Genomic DNA, 17,075 nt, shown 5'->3' with positions numbered 1-17,075 from the left:
GTTTCCCATGCACTCCTGCCGAACTTTTCACTGCACACGCCAGTAGCCGTATTCCTCCTCTAGCCCTGCAGGGTGAAAGTCATGAAAACGGCTACGGCAGCGGTGGAGCACAGCGAAATCAGGAATAGGAGGTCTGCTATCTTCGCGAGCCTGAGTCGCTGCGCTTTCTGCTGGCTCCGCAACGCCAGGTAGGAAACGAGTGTCGCCACAAAATATCCGAGGCAGATGAAGGCCAGGAAATTGTCGGCAAGCGTGGTGATTCTCTCGAAACGCGTATAAATCTTGACCAGGCCTATGACCGTAAGACAAAGCACGAGCATATTGGGCGAATTACTGAAGACTTTGTCAGCAAGACTTGTATCCGCGCGTGCTTCTGCAAGATTTTCGTTTGCCACATGTCCTCCCATCGCACTCAGTGGCCCGCCTTGAAATCAGGCGAGATTCGCCATCATACGGCAGGGCGCGAAGCTAAAGCAGAACCGAATCGCTCACGAACCGGCTGTTTGCCGTGGCGTACGCAATTTCACCGGTAAAGCCGAGTGGCGGACGGAAACCGTTGGATTTCCCGCACCTGTATATCGTGTCAAGATATGTTTTGGGGCAGTGACCGTGGTCACTGTGAAGATATGGCAGCTGACCTAAGCTTCTAAATGGGGAAGACGGATCGCGGACCTAACTTCCCATCCTGCTCCTGCGGGATGGTGGGCCCAGAAAGTGCAGGTGCGACGATGATCGCGCTTTCGATGATTCTGGGATTGCTGGTGGCGGGTCTGATTTGGACGGCACTGATTGCCCTTCTGCAGGATTATCCGAAATGTGGTGAGCCGCTGCCATGCCATCGGGGCTTTACTATCCTCTCGCTGGCAGATGCCTTCGATCCTGAATATGCGATTTTGTGGGAAACCCAGGTTCCGGCGCTGCAGTTGATCAGCAGGGCCGGAAAAGGCCAAGCCTCGACTAACAGATTGTTTTTTGTCTGGGGCGAGGCTCGCCGCCATTATCCGGAGATCTTTGAAGGCACCACCTTCGACGAATGGCTCGCCTTCTTGGAAGATGCGCAACTGATTGAGCGGCAGAATGGCAGCGTGCGTATCACCGCCGATGGCCGGGCACTTCTCGAGTACCGACTGCACGAGAAAAAATTCTCGCTGGCTGATCTTGTGTGACGCATTGTTCGGTTTGCGCAGATTTCCACAACCGAACCAACTCCGGTACTCCTTTTTCTTTAGCGCTTGCCCTACTTTCTGTTTCCTGAATTTCCTGCGGCCTTACCCGCACACGTCACACACCTAACAGTTTTCCAGGAGAAAGACGTCAGGATGGCAACACCGAATGCGAGACAGGTTTCATTTCTGCAATTGAGGGACGCCGTCTTATGCGTCCAATGCGAGCTCATCAGTTACAACAGCACTACGAATTGCCTGGCGTGCGGGAGCAAGGCAGTGCTGAGTCTCGCCTGCGCGTTGGGAGGCACCTTGCGCGGCCAAGCGACGGCTAACCTAATTGAAGATGAGGTACTACAGCGCGTGGTGGCGGATGTGTTGCGCCCGGCGGGAACGCCAGTGTACGGCCAGCGGGATGGCGGCTTCGCGGCCTCGCGCGCAGCGACACCGGTACTAGAGATTGCAGGGCGGCAGGCGACGTGGGGCCGGGCGGGTGGCAGCGACAGGCCAGTGATTGATATCGCTGCCGCGCGGTTGGAGAAACATGCCCAATCGTTCGCGCTTGTGCAGCAACACTCGGTGCTGCCGCGTATCCTGGAACGGGCCTGGTCGCTGACGCATGCTGGAGGGGCTGCCTTGGCTCTGTGGCAGAACGGGCAGATGATTTGCCAGTCACGGATCGGCAGCGGCGTGCCGGAATTGGGAAGTGAAATCCAGACACATCGTGGGCTTTCGGGTTTGTGCCTGCGGACTGGGGAAGCCTGGCGCTGCGATCATGCGGAGAAGGATCCTAAAGTTGATCGGCAGAACTGCCGCGAGTTGGGGGTAAGTTCGCTGGTGGTGGCTCCGCTGGTCCACCTCGAGGGCGGCGTGTTGGGAGTTTTGGAGGTACTTTCGGGTGAGCCCTACGGGTTCGACGATCGCGATGTGGCCACAGTGCAAATGCTCGCCAGCCTGATGGTGATGGCGCTGACGCAGAAGGCCGCCGGCGAGAGCGAGCCGGAGGTGGCGCGGGCGTTGCGTCCGAAGAGCGAGAGACTAGCGGAATCGGAGAGCGCGTTTGTGATGTAGAGGAGAGCGGACGCGTCGGTTTCCTACTTCAACCCTGAAAAAGCGGCTATCCTTTCGAGATAGCAATGTCGGAATCGAAAGGGTGGCGGTATGCCTGAATCCTTGATTCCCAACGGACGGAGCGAAACCAAGTCTTGCTCCAGAAGCGAATCGCAGACCGCCAACGAGCAATAGTAATCTTTAAAGTCCGTCCTTCTTTCTGCGGTAAACAACCTGCAACTTCTCGGCGGCGAGGATGCGTTGGATTTGGCTGCGGGCATGGGCAGCCCAGGCACTGACGCTATCGAGTGAGGAGTAGGCGCGCCAATGAGTGAGCGCTTTGCGTGAGTCCTTAATCTTCTCGTAAGCCAACGCCAGGTTGTAATGGGCATCGGCGTAAGTGGGAGCGAGTTGCAGCGCAGTCTTGTAGACCTTGATGGCTTCGGTCACCCGGCCGGTCTCGTCAAGCACGTTGCCCAGGTCGAAATAGGCCAAGGCATATCGCGGGTCCACTTCGATGGCCTTGCGATAGTGACCTTCCGCGCGCGCGTAGTCCTGCTGGTTGTAGTAGAGCGTGCCTAAATTGATATGTGCGGCGGCATGATTGGGGTCAAGCTCCAGAGCGCGCACGTAGGCCGCAATCGCGTCCTGCTGCGCGGAGGGGTCTTCCTCCAGCGCCACGCCACGAGCGAAGTACTCGACCGCGGTTTCAGCTGCCCGAACTGGCGTTAGTGTGGCCGGGACCACACGCTGGCGAGGCGCGAAATCGAGCATAAACTGGCCGGCGATCGGGTCCACTACCTTGCCTTCGTGGCGGAACATCACGCGCGCACCGGTGGAGAAGGTGCTCGCCTCCAGCAGCGGATTCTCCATTCCCGCGACTTGCTTCTGCATAGCCGCGAGGGATTCGCGGATGACCGCCGGACGCACGCGCTTGGCGCGCAGGTCGCGAACTTTTTTCAGTTGCAGCAGGTCGAAGAAAGAATAGGTCTCGCTGACGGCCACCAGCCCGGCTTTCTGCCATTGCGACAACTGTTTGGCCGAAATGCGGAGAATGCGGAGTACGTCGGCTCGATGATATCGATGCACGTTGGCCTTTTTGGAGATCGCCCTGCTGTGAAATTATCGAAATGGGTAGGTGCGCACGCAAGGGGATTTTTGCTGAATGTGCTCCCTTTTGCACGCCTGGGCCGCGATTTCTGTGGATTTTCTGCGTACTGCTTGTGGAAGCCGGGAGCAAAGGTAGAGTGCTGCAACAACTCATGCTGCGGAAAATTGTCTCTGGACGAGAAAATCGATGGCCCAAGGGGGCCTGCGGGTAAAATGGCGAAGCCTCTATTGCAGTGTTCGAGGTCGCCGGTTTTGGTTCCCAGTTCGGGATGATGGCTGGCAGCCACAGCGGTCTTTGCATTTCACGCGTACAACTACCAGGAGGAAATCCGTGCCGCGCACACTGAAAATCAAATCGCTGTTGATCTGTTTTGCTTGGGTGCTGGGGACTGCTGGCTTGCAGGCCCTTGCTCAAGATGTGGTCCATGCGGTGGATGGGACGGTCAAGAGGGTGGACAAAGATGCAAAGACTATCACCGTCGATACGGCGGAGGGAACCGAGCACGTATTCAAGTACACCAGTCACACCGCGGTAGAGTCCTTCGATGATGCGGGAAAGCTGACCAAGAAAGGCGTCGGCGAGGCTGCTGTTGGCGCCAAGGACGGCGCGCACGTCGTTGTTCACTACACGGAGAAGGGTGTGGATAAGACGGCGGTTGCGGTTCGCGACTTCGGTAAGGCGGATGCGCATGTTGCCAAAGGCACGGTAACGAGAGTCGACAAGGCTGCCCACACTATAGTCATAAAGGGGGAGGACGGAGCAGAGAAGACTTTTCACCTGAGCAAAGATGCCTCGGTTGATACCGAACACGGCGTAGTTAGAGGCGCTGATTATGTTGGCAAGGAAGGGGAGCACGTCACTGTGCATTACACGAAAATCGGCGGTGACGATGTGGTCCATTTTCTGAAGCGCATCTGACGGGGTGGTATTTCCTTCCCATTCGCCGATTGGGGTGAAGAACGGTCCTGAATCCCAGGTCCGCCGCGGAAGCTGGGGCGCCGGCGCGAGTGATAGGGGCAGGGCTCTGCCCAGCGGCATAACTGCAGATCCCTCGCCGCCCCTGGCGGCTCATGATGACAATCAAGGTGCTCGATGGGAAGGGGCGGGATGACGACGCAAACTGGTCCGCTGCGCTGCTGTCCCCTCATTTGACCCCGCGAAAAAGCGCGTGATAACGTTTGCGGTTTGCCAACTGGTTTGCGCCGAATCAGTTGGCGCATGGAGGGTGTCCTTGTCAGCTGTGCCAGCCGCCGCGGTTACGCCACGCAAGACCGCGCTCAACGCCGTCCACCGGCAGATGGGAGCCAAGATGGTGGACTTCAATGGCTGGGACATGCCGGTCGAGTATCCCAAATATGGTGGACTGATCGCTGAGCACATGGCCGTGCGAAGCGGAGTGGGGGTTTTCGATGTCAGCCACATGGGAGACATCCGCGTGCGCGGGCCGCAGGCGCTGGCGGCTATCCAGCACCTCACCATGAATGATGCCGCCAAACTCTCAGTGGGTCAGGCGCAGTATTCCGCCATGCTGTATCCGCAGGGAACGTTTGTGGACGATGTGATCGTACACAAGCTGGGAGAGGACAATTACCTGATTGTGATCAACGCAGGCACGCGCGAAAAGGACTATGGGTGGGCTCGCGACAGTGCGCGTGGCTTCAATTGTCAGGTGGATAACCTCAGCGATGACTTTACCCAGATCGCGATTCAGGGTCCACGCGGAGTCGATCTGCTGCAAAAGCTGACGGATGCCGATCTTGGAGCAGTGAAGTTTTACTGGTTCACGCATGGGACGGTGTGCGGGCTCCCAAATATCCTGATCGCACGAACGGGGTATACCGCAGAGGACGGTTTCGAAATCTATGTGCCCGCGGATCCAGAGATCAGCGCGGCGGTGTGGAACCAAGTCCTGGAAGCAGGGAAAGAATTTGGCGCGATTCCCTGTGGCCTGGGGGCGCGCAACACGCTGCGATTGGAAGGAAAACTGCCGCTTTACGGGCACGAAATTTCGGACTCAATCAATGTTTGGGAAGCCGGCCTGGACCGCTTCTGCAAGATGGAGAAGTCGGAATTCACGGGCCGGGATGCCCTGGCTAAGGCCAAGACCCAAGGGATCACCCGGACGCTGGTGGGGTTGGAGATGATGGACCGCGGCATTGCGCGCGATGGATACAGGTTGCTGGATACGGCCGGCCAAGAAATTGGATGGGTAACCAGCGGTTCCTATGCTCCGTTTCTGAAGAAGAACATTGCACTGGCCTACGTGCCACTGGGGCATTCGGCAGTGGGAACAGAGCTAGCCGTGGAAATTCGCGGGCAAGGAGTCAAAGCTAAGGTTGTGCCCACGCCTTTTTACAAACGGCCAAAGAAGAATTCCTGATTCCTATTGCATCGAGCAGAATCAAACCACCTTGCATGCAGGCGCAGGAAACCGCAGAGCTTGCAAGAGAGACCGTAGTGATCCTTCGTATAGCCTGTCGTTGGCGGCAATGATTCCGCACTTCTGGAGAACGAGAAATGACATATCCGCAGGATTTCAAATACACCAAAGAGCACGAGTGGATCAGAATCCAAGGTAACACCGGAGTCATCGGCATCACCGATCACGCCCAGGAGTCTCTGGGCGACATTGTTTTTGTGGAGCTGCCTAAAGTTGGCGCCAGCGTTACTGCGGGTAAGAGCTTCGGGACAGTGGAATCCGTAAAAGCTGTGTCGGACTTATATGCGCCGGTCTCGGGGACGGTGGCGGAGGTAAATGAGGATCTGTCGAAGTCGCCGGAAAAGATCAATACGGATGCTCACGGTGCATGGATGATAAAGGTAAACATTTCGAATCCCGGCGAGGTTAACAGCCTGCTTTCGGCGCAGGACTATGAGAAGTTCGTCGCCGAGGAGGTAGCGTAGCGGCTGGTGTAAACGCGCTTCAGCCATTCGTCCCCGAACAAAATGGCGCTCCATTTTTGGAGATATAATTCGCGCGAGAGGGACGGCATGCGAATCATTATGTACTTCGCTGCGCTCTTGTTGATTCTGGCTGCGTTCACGGGTGCATTACTATGCGAGCAGCCTGCGCAGGTGTCAGCTACAAAAGACGCGATCGAGCTTCCGATGTCAACGTCAGATCAGGCTTTGGAGCCTTTCATGGGCGGCGGAGGGGGAGTTTCGCTTCCGCCGAAGCCAGCTATCGAGCATGGATGGCTGTACGACTCGGGCAACGTTTGCTACACCATGCATAGCTTGATCGTAGCCAGGGAAGGGCGCGATTCAGACTCTATCCGTCTGGTGGGTTCGCGCACCTGCACGTGGTCTTCGCGATTCCAGGTGAAGCGGACCACTAAGGCAAAGGACGAGCGAGGGGAACGGCGAGCGGTCACACAAGAATAGCTGACCAACCGAACGACCCGCTTTGCCCGCTGTGGGTGCGCCGATGATTCCCGTCCACATTCCCGCTTCGGGAAGACTGGGCAAGCACCGTTTCACGGGCTGTCGAGACCGGGTGGAAGTGCCGGCCTTTCATTCCCACCTTACGCATAGCGCTCCGGGGCTTTACAATCAATAGTTCCGCGCTGTTGCGCCGTTTTTCCTGATGCCATAGGGCAAGTACTCATTTTGCGCCCCGAAGAGAAGGGCTTAGGATGAGTCACCCGTGGGCTCAGGACAAAGCACCAAGCGGAAGCAAATCTCATGCGCTATCTTCCGAAGTCACCAAGCGACCGCCAAGAAATGTTGCGGGAAATTGGAGCGAAATCGATTGACGATCTGTTTGCTCCGATTCCCGTCAGCGCCCGCGTCAAGGGCGACCTCAACCTGCCCCGCCAGATGGCAGAATGCGAAATCCTTTCCACATTCCAGCAGCGAGCGGCGGAAAATGCTCAAGGATATAGGAGCTTTCTCGGCGCCGGAGCTTACCACCACTACCGGCCGGTAGTGATCGACTCGCTGATCTCGCGTGGCGAATTCTTCACCGCCTACACGCCATATCAGGCCGAGATCGCACAGGGCACGCTGCAATCCATTTTTGAATTCCAGTCGATGATCTGCGAGCTCACTGGCATGGAAGTCGCCAACGCTTCCATGTATGACGCTTCGACTGCGACAACTGAAGCGGTGTTGATGGCGGAGCGGGTTACTGGCCGAAAAGCGGTGGTGGTGGCGCGCAGCGTCCATCCTGAGTATCGGGAAGTATTGGCAACTTACGCTAAGAACCAGGACACGCCAATTGCGGCCGTGAGTTACGGGGACCACGGCCGCATTGATTTGACTACACTCGAGAAGACAGTCAACGACCAAACCAGCTGCGTACTGATTCAATCACCGAATTTTTTCGGGACCATCGAGGACGTGGCTGCAGTAGCCGGAATCGCGCACAAACGCGGGGCGCTGCTGGTGGTGGCGATCGCGGAGGCGGTCTCTCTGGGGATTGTGAAGCCGCCTGTGGAGGCTGACATCGTGGCGATGGAAGCCCAGTCCTTTGGCGTGCCGCTGGGGTATGGCGGACCGTATGCGGGAGTGATTGCCACCAGAGAAAAATTTGTCCGCCAAATGCCGGGCCGTTTGGTGGGCCAGACGGTTGACAAGCAGGGCCGGCGTGGATTCGTGCTGACGCTCTCGACGCGTGAGCAGCACATCCGCCGGGAGAAGGCGACGTCGAACATCTGCACCAACCAGGCGCTGATTGCGCTGATAACGACCATCTTCATGACGGTCTATGGGCGCGAGGGCATGCGTGACCTGGCCAAGCAAAATCTGGCGAAAGCTGCATACGCGGCGGGCGAATTTGGGAAGAAGGGAAAGGTCCTGTTCTCAGGATCGCCCCGCTTTAACGAATTTGTGGTTCAGACCAAGGAAGACCCTTACGTGATCAACAATCAGCTGCTGGAAAAGAGAATCATTGGAGGATTCCCGCTGAAGAAGTTCTATCCCGAGCTGGGGAATGCGGCATTGTGGTGTTGCACGGAGCTGACGACGCGTGGCGACATCGATGCAGTGGTGAAGGAAGTGGCCTAATGAAAGACATCAACGCTCGGATCACCAAAGCCACCATGCACGTCACGCAGAACGAAGGCTTGATCATGGAGAAATCTTCTCCTGGAAAGAAGGCGTACAAGCTGCCGCCGCTCGATGTGCCGGAGGTAGATGCCGGGAAGCTGCTGGGAGCGGTGGAGCGACACGAACCAGCGGAACTGCCGGAAGTCAGCGAGATCGAGGTCATTCGGCACTTCACCCGGCTCTCCACGTGGAACTATGGCGTAGATACGGGAATGTATCCGCTGGGCTCCTGCACGATGAAGTACAACGCGCGCATTAACGAAGTGGTAGCAAGGCTCGATGGTCTGGCTAATGCGCACCCGTACCAGCCGGAGAGGATTTCTCAGGGAGCCTTGAAGATTCTCCGCCAGTTAAGCGATTGCTTACTGGAGATTACCGGCATGGATGCGATCACACTGCAGCCGGCGGCGGGTGCGCAGGGGGAGTTGACGGGAATTCTTCTGATACGCGCTTATCTGGAAACGCAGGGCAACCCGCGTAAGAAAATTTTGATTCCGGATTCGGCGCACGGCACCAATCCGGCCACAGCGTCGATCGCGGGCTATCAGGTGGAGAACCTGAAGTCGTGCGACAAGGGCATGCTCGACCTGGCAGCGCTGGAGAAGCAGGTCACCGAGGATGTGGCGGCGCTGATGGTGACCAATCCCAATACGCTGGGGATATTCGAATCGGATATCCAGCAGGCCGCAGAAATCCTGCATGCCCGGGGGGCGCTGCTGTATATGGATGGCGCGAACATGAATGCGCTGGTGGGCAAAGCGCGGCCGGGCAAGAACGGCGTGGATGTCATGCACCTAAATCTGCATAAGACATTCTCTACTCCGCACGGGGGCGGAGGACCGGGGTCGGGCCCGGTGGCTTGCAAGAAAATCCTGGAGCCGTTTTTACCGGCGCCGGTGGTGATTACCAAGCCGGACGGGACGCTGGGTTTCGACTACGACCGTCCACAGTCCATCGGCCGGGTTCGCGCCTTCTATGGGAACTTTGGGATGCATGTTCGCGCGCTAGCTTACATCCTAGCCAATGGTCCGGATGGGTTACGCCAGACGACAGAGGACGCGGTTCTGAATGCCAACTACATTCGCAGGAAGCTGGAGGGAGTCTACGAACTAGCTTTTAAGACCCCGACGCTGCACGAAGTGGTCTTCAACGATCGCCTGCAGCAGAAAAACGGGGTGAGGACTGGAGACATTGCCAAGCGGCTCATCGATTATGGGTTCCACTCCTATACCGTTTCTTTTCCGCTGATCGTTCCCGGGGCGCTGATGATTGAACCCACGGAGAGCGAGTCCAAAGAGGAACTGGATTTATTCGTTGAGGCGATGAGAGCCATCGCGGAAGAAGCTGCGCAGGATCCGGAGATCGTGTTGCAGGCGCCACATAGTACGAGAGTCTCCCGCCTTGACGAGGTGAGGGCAGCGCGCAATCCGCTATTGCGCTGGAGGCTGGAGACGAAGGCTGCTGCGGACTAGGTCAGAGGCACACGCCGACATTGACGGCGCCTCCAGAGACTACGTGTTGCGCGGTAACTAACTTTTCTTTGAGGTCACGGCGGTGAAGGCCGCGGCCATCTGCTGTACCTGCCTGCTGCCGCATTTCGGGCAGGTGATTTTGTTCTTGTCGTGTTCGTGGAGTGTGAGGGTCTTTTCGAATTCTTTTTTGCAGGCCTCGCAGAAGTATTCGTATACCGGCATAAGCACCTCACTGCGTTTCATCCTATTCTAGGACCGGCAGGTGTCAGCTTCAATCGCCCCATCGCATTGACTCATGCCTGATGCAAAACGGGAAGAGACGACCGCCTGCATCAGGAGCAGTGCATTGTCCTGGCACGATATGGGGCTGCGGCGGCCGTGGCGGCTTTACGGCCCGCGATCAGTGCTCAGTGATGTCAACGCTGGCCTGGGTGTTTTCCCACGACATCTTTAACACCGCCGCCTTGTCCCCTGTCTTGTCGAGAGAGATGGTGAAGGGATCAACAGGTGACGTCAGTTTCTGCACTTTCATGTCGAGGCGCGCCAGGTCGTCAGCTTCGCCGGGGTAGGGAGTTCCCCATTGGCCGGTTTTCTTGCTGATGATTAATTTCCAGCCGCTTTCTTGAGGCAGGGTGTAAAGCGTGTAGTGGCCGGCGGGAACGTGGGCGCTGCCCACCATGAGATCCGCCTCGGTGACGAACGACGTGGCTTCGTTGGCGCCGGTTCGCCAGACTTCGCCATAAGGCACGAGACTGCCGAAAATTTTGCGGGGCTGCCCGCTCTTGGGGTCGTTAGTCTTGGGCCGGCTGTAGTCGATGGTGATCTTCTTTCCATCGGCGAAGGCCACGCTGGCTTGGCCGGGCGGGCTGGGGCGCTTGCTCTTGTCCTGCTGAGCGTACAGGGTAACGCCCAAGATCAAGAGAATGGCTGGCACGAGAATTTTGTTGCGCATTCTTCCTCCTGGAGTAGATGTCTGCAAAAACGTATGACAGAGCCTGAGGATTATCCCAGACCAGTGGCAGCCAATACAATCGCATGGTGGTCTTTGAGAACTGTCGGGATGAGTTGGCGAAATACGAATATGCGATACAAAAGCCCCGCCCAAGCTGCGCTTGAACGGGGCACCCTCAAGACTCGCGACCACTGCACCCCTAAGCGGTCACGTATTTGCCGGTTTCAATCACCTTGGCCGCGATCTGTTGCCGAAGCGCAACGGTGTTGAAGGGTTCGTACTTTACCAGACGCCGCAGGATGGCCATTTGGGTGCGAAGCATGTCTCCTTCGGCGACTGCCGGGATGACTTTCTTGGCTGCTGCCTCGATTTTGTCCATCGCCTCACTGACATAGACTTGCGTCATCGCGATAGGCAGCGCGGCTGCAGTTTCGCCGCTACGCTCCACGAGTTTCTGGGTACGCAGGACAGCTGACTCCATCACGAAAGTTTCGATGAGGATGTCGGCTAATGCGCCCATCAGTTCCTGTTGGTCCGCAAGGGCCTGCAAGTATTTTTGCGATGCCGCTCCGGAAGTGAAAAGGCCAATCTTCTTGGCATTGGCGACGTTGGCGCGCTCGGCAGCGAGCGGTCCTTCGTGGCCATCACTGGAGCTGGGACCAGCCATGACTTCGTCTAATACCTGCTTGATCTTTGGCATCAGCGGGAGCTGGCCTGTCATGGCTTTCTTCAGTAGCCAGCCGGTGGCGATCATGCGATTGATCTCGTTGGTGCCTTCGAAGATGCGGTTCACACGGGAGTCGCGGTAGGCGCGCTCGGCGGGATACTCTTCCACGAATCCATAGCCGCCGTAAACCTGCACGGTTTCGTCGACCACCCAGTCGAGCATCTCGGAACCCCAGACTTTGATAATGGAGCATTCGACGGCATATTCCTCGATGGCTTTGCGAATCTGGGAGGCGGCGTCGGCAGCATGTTTGTCGACCTCGGCCAGGGCCACATCCATCATGCCCACAGTGCGGTAGACAGCGGCCTCGCCGGCGTAAATGTATGTCGCCATATTGGCCAGCTTCTCGCGGATCATGCCGAAATCAGCGATGACTTTGCCAAACGCCTTGCGTTGCTTGGCATAGCCAATGGCATTCTGCATAGCAGTGCGCGCGCCACCAATGCAGCCAGCGCCCAGCTTGAAGCGGCCGATGTTGAGAATGTTAAAGGCGATTACGTGTCCCTTGCCGGCTTCGCCCAGCAGGTTTTCGACTGGAACCTGGCAATCATTGAGGATGAGAGGACACGTGGAGGAACCGCGGATGCCCATCTTGTGCTCTTCGGCACCGATGGTGAAGCCGGGGAAATTACGTTCGACGATGAAGGCGGTGAACTTTTCCCCATCAATCTTGGCGAAGACGATGAAGACGTCGGCAAAGCCGGCGTTGGTGATCCACATTTTTTCGCCGTTCAGCACGTAGTGCTTGCCGTCGGGCGAAAGTACGGCGCGGGCGCGGCAATTCAGAGCGTCGGAACCGGAGGAGGATTCGGAGAGCGCGTAGGCTCCAATCCACTCTCCTGTAGCTAGTTTTGGCAGATATTTGTTCTTCTGCGCCTCGGTTCCGAAATAGACGATAGGCAGCATACCGATTCCCACGTGCCCGCCGAAGGAGACGGAAAAGCTGCCGGACTTAGCCATGCGGTCGGCGATGATGGCGGAGGAGACTTTATCCATCTCCATGCCGCCGAACTGCTCGGGAACGTCGACCGAGGTCAGGCCGAGTTCGCTGGCTTTCTTCAGCAACTCGCGGGTGACGGCGAAATCCTTGTGCTCGATTTTGTCAGTGTTAGGGACAACTTCATTGTTGGCGAAGTCTTCGGTGGTTTGCGCGATCAGCCGGTGCTGATCGTTGAAATCTTCGGGGGTGAATACTTCCTCGAGCGGAGAATCCTGGATGAGGAAACTGCCGCCGATGACTTTGTTCTTGCTGAGTGTTGCTGTCGCCATAGATTCTCCATTTACCACAAAGGACCAGGAGCACCACTAAGGTCTACTTCCAGCCTTTGCCGTTCATTGTTGGAAAAGCTCTTACTGCAAGTTCTCAAAAATCCCTGCTGCCCCCATACCCCCACCCACACACATCGTCACGATTCCATAGCGTCCATTGCGCCGCTGGAGTTCGCGCAAGATCGTCGCCGTGAGCTTTGCGCCGGTGCAACCTAGCGGATGCCCCAGGGCCACGGCTCCGCCATTGGGGTTGACCTTCGCGGGATCGAGGGCGGCTTCCTTGATCACTGACAACGACTGTATGGCGAAGGCTTCGTTCAGTTCGATCACGTCGATGTCGGACAGCTTCAAGCCGGCGATCTTCAGTGCTTTGGGTATGGCGAATACTGGACCTATTCCCATTTCTTCGGGCTTATAGCCGGCGGTCGCGAACGAGACGAAGCGCGCCAGGGGTTTTATGCCCAGAGCTTTCGCGCGATCTGCGGACATCACCACAGCCGCTGCCGCGCCATCGGACATTTGAGACGAGTTACCCGCCGTAACGGTGCCTTTGGCATGGAAGGCAGGCTTAAGCGAGGCCAGGGCTTCGAGAGAAGTGTCGGCACGAGGCCCCTCATCGATTTTGAATGTGATCTCCACCCGCTTGGGCTTAGCGCCATTGGGAGTGGTGAAGCTGACGGGCACGGGAACGATCTCGTTATCGAATTTGCCTGCTTGGATTGCTGCAATGGCTTTCTGGTGCGAGTGCAGGGAGAATTCGTCGGCTTGCTCGCGTGAGATGCCGTAACGCTGCGCCAATCGTTCCGCGGTCAAGCCCATGGAAAGGTATGCGTCGGGGTAGTGCTCGACCAGCCAGGGGTTTGCCGAGACCTTGTGTCCCCCCATCGGGATCATGGTCATCGATTCCACGCCGCCTGCCAAGATTACTTCCGCGCCACCCGCCATGATCCTCTCGGCCGCCAAGGCAATCGCCTGCAAGCCGGAGGAGCAGAAGCGGTTGATGGTCATGGCCGAGATATCTACCGGCAGGCCTGCACGCAGAGAAGCGATACGGGCTACGTTCATGCCCTGCTCGGCTTCCGGCATGGCGCAGCCCAGGATCACATCTTCGATTTCCTTAGGATCGACCTGCGGCACACGCTCCAAGGCACCTTTGATGGCCACCGCCGCCAGCTCGTCGGGACGGGTGGCGCGTAGCGTGCCTTTATAGGCTTTGCCGACCGGCGTACGAACTGAACTTGCAATTACGACTTCCCGCATAATGATCCTCTCTCAGAGCAGCACTCCACCCGCCTTTGTTGAAGTTTAATCGCATACCTCATTCAGAAGGCCCTCGCACCACTCTTCGGCTTCGTTTTCCCGTGCCGTATCTTGCGGCATTTCTCGGTACCATGCCTCAAGACTCTTGGGCGAATCACATGCCTTCAACCTATTGCTGGGCAGAGTCGTTCTCATCCTATGTTCCTCCGCGTCCTCTGTGGTGCATCGATCCTCAATTCCTCAGCGGCTTGCCCGTTTTCAGGGTGTGGGCAATCCGTTCCTGCGTTTTCTTCTCGCCGCACAATGATTTGAAGGCCTCGCGCTCCAGATCGAGCAGGTATTGCTCGCTGACTGGCGTGCCCGCCGATACCGCCCCGCCGCAGAGGACTTCAGCCACTTTATTGCCGATCTTGACTTCGTGGTCGGTGATGTACTCGCCCTGTTTCATTAGATGGACGCCGAGCTTCAAGGTCGCCAAGATGCTTTCGCCAGGAGCTGGGATGTCAGCACGGGGCACCGGAGGCTTATAGCCGAGGCGCACCATCTCGAAAGCTAGCGACTTGGCATCGGCCAGCAGGCGTTCCCGGTTCATGACTATCGGGTCGCCGCTGGACAAGAATCCCAGGTGCCGCGCCTCGCTGGCGGAGGTGGAAACCTTAGCCATGGCAACGGTCTCGAAGGCTTTTTTCATGGCTTCCATCAGCTCGACGGATTCGCCCCGACCGTCGGGACGGATGGCCGCCGCGCTATCGACGGCTCGCAGTGTCATCTCCTTGCAGCCGCCGCCACCCGGTAGCAGGCCGACGCCTACTTCAACCAGCCCCATATAGAGCTCGGCGTGCGGCTGCCGCATAGGCGCATGCAGGGCGACTTCGCAGCCGCCGCCCAGGGTCATGCCAAAAGGCGCGACTACGGTGGGTTTTGCGGAAAACTTAATGGCCTGGGTCATGCCCTGGAAGCCGCGGACCATGAAGTCAATCTCGTCCCATTCCTGCTCCTGAATGGCCATCAGCAGGAGCATGATGTTGGCGCCCACGGAGAAGTTTCCGGCGTCATTGGTAATGACGAAGGCGTCGAAGATTTCGCCGGGGCCGCCGGGCTTGAGGGTTTGAGTAATGAGCTGAAGGATGTCGCCGCCGATGGCGTTCATCTTGGAGTGGAATTCGATACAGCCCACGCCATCACCCAGGTCGATTAGAGACGCGCCGGCATTTTTCTTGACCACGCCACCGACATTTTTCTTGGCGACTTCAACCGACCATACGCCCTCGGGCACGTGGACTGGCTTAAAGCTCAAGGTGCAGAGATCGAAGTGAGCCCGACCGGAGGCGGCTTTGGGCGCATCCTGGTACCAGGACTTGGCGCCCGAGCCCAGCAACTTCTCAACATTGGCAGCCACGGGCTTGCCCTGCTTCTTCATCATCTCCACGGTGCGTTCCACGCCGGCTGCGTCCCAAAGCTCAAATGGTCCCATCTCCCAGTTAAAGCCGAGTCGCATGGCGCGATCGATCTCGACGATGGAGTCGCTGATCTCGGGGATACGGTTAGCAGAGTAGGTCCACAAGTCGGAGAGCGTGGTCCACAGGAACTGACCGGCCTTATCGTTTTTTGCGGGACCGCCGCTTTCCACGCCGATCAGCGTGCGTAGACGCTCCCTGGGATCTTCAATGTTTTTGGCAAGTTCGAGCGAGGGGAAGCTGGCCTTTTTGCGGGGGCGGTAGTCCAGCGTTTTCCAGTCAATGCCGAAGCGTTCCTCTCCCTGCGCCGATTTTTGCTTTCGATAGAAGCCGCCCTTGGTCTTATCGCCGAGCAGTTTGCGCTCCAGCATCTGATGGAAGAAATCGGGCAATTTGAGATCGCCGCGCTCATCCTTGACGTTGGCGCTCATGTTGCTGACCACATGACCGAGGACGTCCAGGCCCACCAGATCGATGGTGCGGAAGGTAGCTGACTTGGGCCAACCTACAGCCTGTCCGGTCAGAGCGTCCACTTCTTCGATCGTGAGATCCATCTCCTGCATAACGCGCATCACATTCAGCACGGAAAACGTGCCGATACGATTGCCGACGAAGTTGGGAGTGTCCTTGGCGTGCACGATTCCTTTGCCCAGCCGCACATCGCCGAACTGAGCGATGGCTTCGAGAGCACGCGGATCGGTTTCCGGAGTGGGGATCAGCTCCAGCAGCCGCATGTAGCGGGGTGGATTGAAGAAATGTGTGCCGAACCAGTGACGGCGGAAGTCGTCGGAGAATCCTTCCGCGATTTTGCCTACGGGAAGTCCGCTGGTGTTGGTAGTGATAATGGTGCCCGGCTTGCGGAATTTTTCCACCTGGCGCAGGAGTTCGCGCTTGGCCTCCAGGTTCTCGATCACCGCCTCGACGATCCAGTCGCACTCCGCCAGCCACTTGAGGTTGTCCTCAAAGTTGCCAATGGTGATGAGGCGAGCTAGCCCGGGCTCGAACAAAGCAGCGGGTTTGGATTTCTTGACCGCCTCGAGTCCGGCGGCGGCAATTTTGTTGCGCGCCTCGCCATCGGAATCGGGCAGGACCATATCGAGAAGATAAGAGGGCACGCCGGCGTTGGCGAGGTGAGCGGCGATACGTGCGCCCATGGTGCCGGCGCCCAGAATTGCGACCTTATCAATGCGCTTGATCATGAGATTAGTGGAACTAAAGCATGAGGAGTTCGTCAACCTGCGAGTGAGGCGGACCGGTCAGTGTACAGGAATGGGAAGGCATTGGGTTGCACCCTCGAGATTACAAAGGGACGTGAGCCTTGATCAGGGCGATGGCGAAAGCGACCCAAAAACACGAACGGCGCGCGCCGAAAGATGTGGGGTGAGGATGGCATCGACGCGCGCCTTATTAAGTTGTTTTCAGGGTATCGGACCAGGGCAACAGATGTCAAGTAAGTGATTGAAAAATCGGGAACTTACGTAACGCTGGCGCATATCATGAACAGTGAGGGATGGCAAGTACAGCGCTCACGGATAAGGGTGAGGTGAAGGGCTGGTTGCGAAGAA

At 57.6% G+C, this 17,075-nt stretch carries 15 protein-coding genes; 8 read left to right on the top strand and 7 right to left on the bottom strand.

Features of this window, described 5'->3' with window-relative positions; translation table 11 throughout:
* Positions 1–59: 59 nt before the first annotated feature.
* Positions 60–395, bottom strand: coding sequence for a hypothetical protein (locus VEG30_18560; GenBank protein ID HXZ81938.1), 336 nt, complete (start codon positions 393–395; stop codon positions 60–62).
* A 360-nt stretch (positions 396–755) separates the two neighbouring features.
* Here VEG30_18560 and VEG30_18555 point away from each other — a divergent pair, with 360 nt between their 5' ends.
* On the top strand, positions 756–1,166 hold the full coding sequence (locus VEG30_18555) for a hypothetical protein (GenBank protein HXZ81937.1): 411 nt from the start codon (positions 756–758) through the stop codon (positions 1,164–1,166).
* A 153-nt stretch (positions 1,167–1,319) separates the two neighbouring features.
* A complete protein-coding gene (locus VEG30_18550) occupies positions 1,320–2,234 on the top strand; it encodes a GAF domain-containing protein (protein ID HXZ81936.1) in 915 nt (304 codons plus the stop codon).
* A 180-nt stretch (positions 2,235–2,414) separates the two neighbouring features.
* Here the strand turns inward: VEG30_18550 and VEG30_18545 are convergent, their stop codons facing one another.
* A complete protein-coding gene (locus tag VEG30_18545) occupies positions 2,415–3,302 on the bottom strand; it encodes a tetratricopeptide repeat protein (GenBank protein HXZ81935.1) in 888 nt (295 codons plus the stop codon).
* A 352-nt stretch (positions 3,303–3,654) separates the two neighbouring features.
* Here VEG30_18545 and VEG30_18540 point away from each other — a divergent pair, with 352 nt between their 5' ends.
* The 6 genes from VEG30_18540 to gcvPB all read left to right on the top strand — a co-directional run bounded on the left by VEG30_18540 (position 3,655) and on the right by gcvPB (position 9,845).
* Positions 3,655–4,242 carry a hypothetical protein gene (locus tag VEG30_18540; GenBank protein ID HXZ81934.1) on the top strand — a complete coding sequence of 196 codons (588 nt, stop codon included), beginning with the start codon at positions 3,655–3,657 and terminating at the stop codon, positions 4,240–4,242.
* A 307-nt stretch (positions 4,243–4,549) separates the two neighbouring features.
* Complete coding sequence (gcvT, locus tag VEG30_18535; GenBank protein ID HXZ81933.1) at positions 4,550–5,704, top strand: glycine cleavage system aminomethyltransferase GcvT; 1,155 nt, start codon at positions 4,550–4,552, stop codon at positions 5,702–5,704.
* A gap of 137 nt (positions 5,705–5,841) precedes the next feature.
* Positions 5,842–6,228 (top strand): glycine cleavage system protein GcvH, encoded by a 387-nt coding sequence (gene gcvH / locus VEG30_18530; GenBank protein ID HXZ81932.1) that lies wholly within the window; start codon positions 5,842–5,844, stop codon positions 6,226–6,228.
* A gap of 87 nt (positions 6,229–6,315) precedes the next feature.
* Entirely contained in the window at positions 6,316–6,708 is a 393-nt protein-coding gene (locus VEG30_18525; protein HXZ81931.1) for a hypothetical protein, read from the top strand.
* A 300-nt stretch (positions 6,709–7,008) separates the two neighbouring features.
* Entirely contained in the window at positions 7,009–8,331 is a 1,323-nt protein-coding gene (gcvPA, locus tag VEG30_18520) for an aminomethyl-transferring glycine dehydrogenase subunit GcvPA (GenBank protein HXZ81930.1), read from the top strand.
* The gene (gene gcvPB / locus VEG30_18515; protein ID HXZ81929.1) at positions 8,331–9,845 is read left to right on the top strand and encodes an aminomethyl-transferring glycine dehydrogenase subunit GcvPB; all 1,515 of its coding nucleotides are present in this window, start codon (positions 8,331–8,333) and stop codon (positions 9,843–9,845) included. The genes gcvPA and gcvPB overlap by 1 nt, the downstream gene beginning before the upstream one ends.
* Before the next feature lie 57 nt (positions 9,846–9,902).
* On the opposite strand, the gene VEG30_18510 is transcribed toward gcvPB, so the two are convergent.
* The 5 genes from VEG30_18510 to VEG30_18490 all read right to left on the bottom strand — a co-directional run bounded on the left by VEG30_18510 (position 9,903) and on the right by VEG30_18490 (position 16,709).
* Positions 9,903–10,088, bottom strand: a complete 186-nt coding sequence (locus tag VEG30_18510; protein ID HXZ81928.1) for a zinc ribbon domain-containing protein — start codon at positions 10,086–10,088, stop codon at positions 9,903–9,905.
* A gap of 157 nt (positions 10,089–10,245) precedes the next feature.
* Positions 10,246–10,797, bottom strand: coding sequence for a DUF2911 domain-containing protein (locus VEG30_18505; protein ID HXZ81927.1), 552 nt, complete (start codon positions 10,795–10,797; stop codon positions 10,246–10,248).
* Positions 10,798–10,996: 199 nt separating this feature from the next.
* Positions 10,997–12,793, bottom strand: a complete 1,797-nt coding sequence (locus tag VEG30_18500; protein ID HXZ81926.1) for an acyl-CoA dehydrogenase family protein — start codon at positions 12,791–12,793, stop codon at positions 10,997–10,999.
* A gap of 81 nt (positions 12,794–12,874) precedes the next feature.
* The gene (locus VEG30_18495; protein ID HXZ81925.1) at positions 12,875–14,053 is read right to left on the bottom strand and encodes an acetyl-CoA C-acyltransferase; all 1,179 of its coding nucleotides are present in this window, start codon (positions 14,051–14,053) and stop codon (positions 12,875–12,877) included.
* Between the two features lie 232 nt (positions 14,054–14,285).
* Entirely contained in the window at positions 14,286–16,709 is a 2,424-nt protein-coding gene (locus VEG30_18490) for a 3-hydroxyacyl-CoA dehydrogenase NAD-binding domain-containing protein (protein HXZ81924.1), read from the bottom strand.
* Positions 16,710–17,075 lie beyond the last annotated feature (366 nt).

The sequence above is a fragment of the Terriglobales bacterium genome (assembly GCA_035624455.1).
Lineage (GTDB): Bacteria > Acidobacteriota > Terriglobia > Terriglobales > Acidobacteriaceae > DASPRM01.
Note: the sequence above shows the minus strand (reverse complement) of the source record. Positions and strands in the feature narration are given on the sequence as shown.

Bases quoted from the DNA above. Each gene is read 5' to 3' on its own strand.
- VEG30_18525 (HXZ81931.1), top strand. From the start codon at position 6,316: ATGCGAATCATTATGTACTTCGCTGCGCTCTTGTTGATTCTGGCTGCG.
- VEG30_18490 (HXZ81924.1), bottom strand. From the start codon at position 16,709: ATGATCAAGCGCATTGATAAGGTCGCAATTCTGGGCGCCGGCACCATG.
- gcvPB (HXZ81929.1), top strand. From the start codon at position 8,331: ATGAAAGACATCAACGCTCGGATCACCAAAGCCACCATGCACGTCACG.
- VEG30_18550 (HXZ81936.1), top strand. From the start codon at position 1,320: ATGGCAACACCGAATGCGAGACAGGTTTCATTTCTGCAATTGAGGGAC.
- VEG30_18505 (HXZ81927.1), bottom strand. From the start codon at position 10,797: ATGCGCAACAAAATTCTCGTGCCAGCCATTCTCTTGATCTTGGGCGTT.
- VEG30_18510 (HXZ81928.1), bottom strand. From the start codon at position 10,088: ATGAAACGCAGTGAGGTGCTTATGCCGGTATACGAATACTTCTGCGAG.
- VEG30_18495 (HXZ81925.1), bottom strand. From the start codon at position 14,053: ATGCGGGAAGTCGTAATTGCAAGTTCAGTTCGTACGCCGGTCGGCAAA.
- gcvPA (HXZ81930.1), top strand. From the start codon at position 7,009: ATGCGCTATCTTCCGAAGTCACCAAGCGACCGCCAAGAAATGTTGCGG.
- gcvH (HXZ81932.1), top strand. From the start codon at position 5,842: ATGACATATCCGCAGGATTTCAAATACACCAAAGAGCACGAGTGGATC.
- VEG30_18500 (HXZ81926.1), bottom strand. From the start codon at position 12,793: ATGGCGACAGCAACACTCAGCAAGAACAAAGTCATCGGCGGCAGTTTC.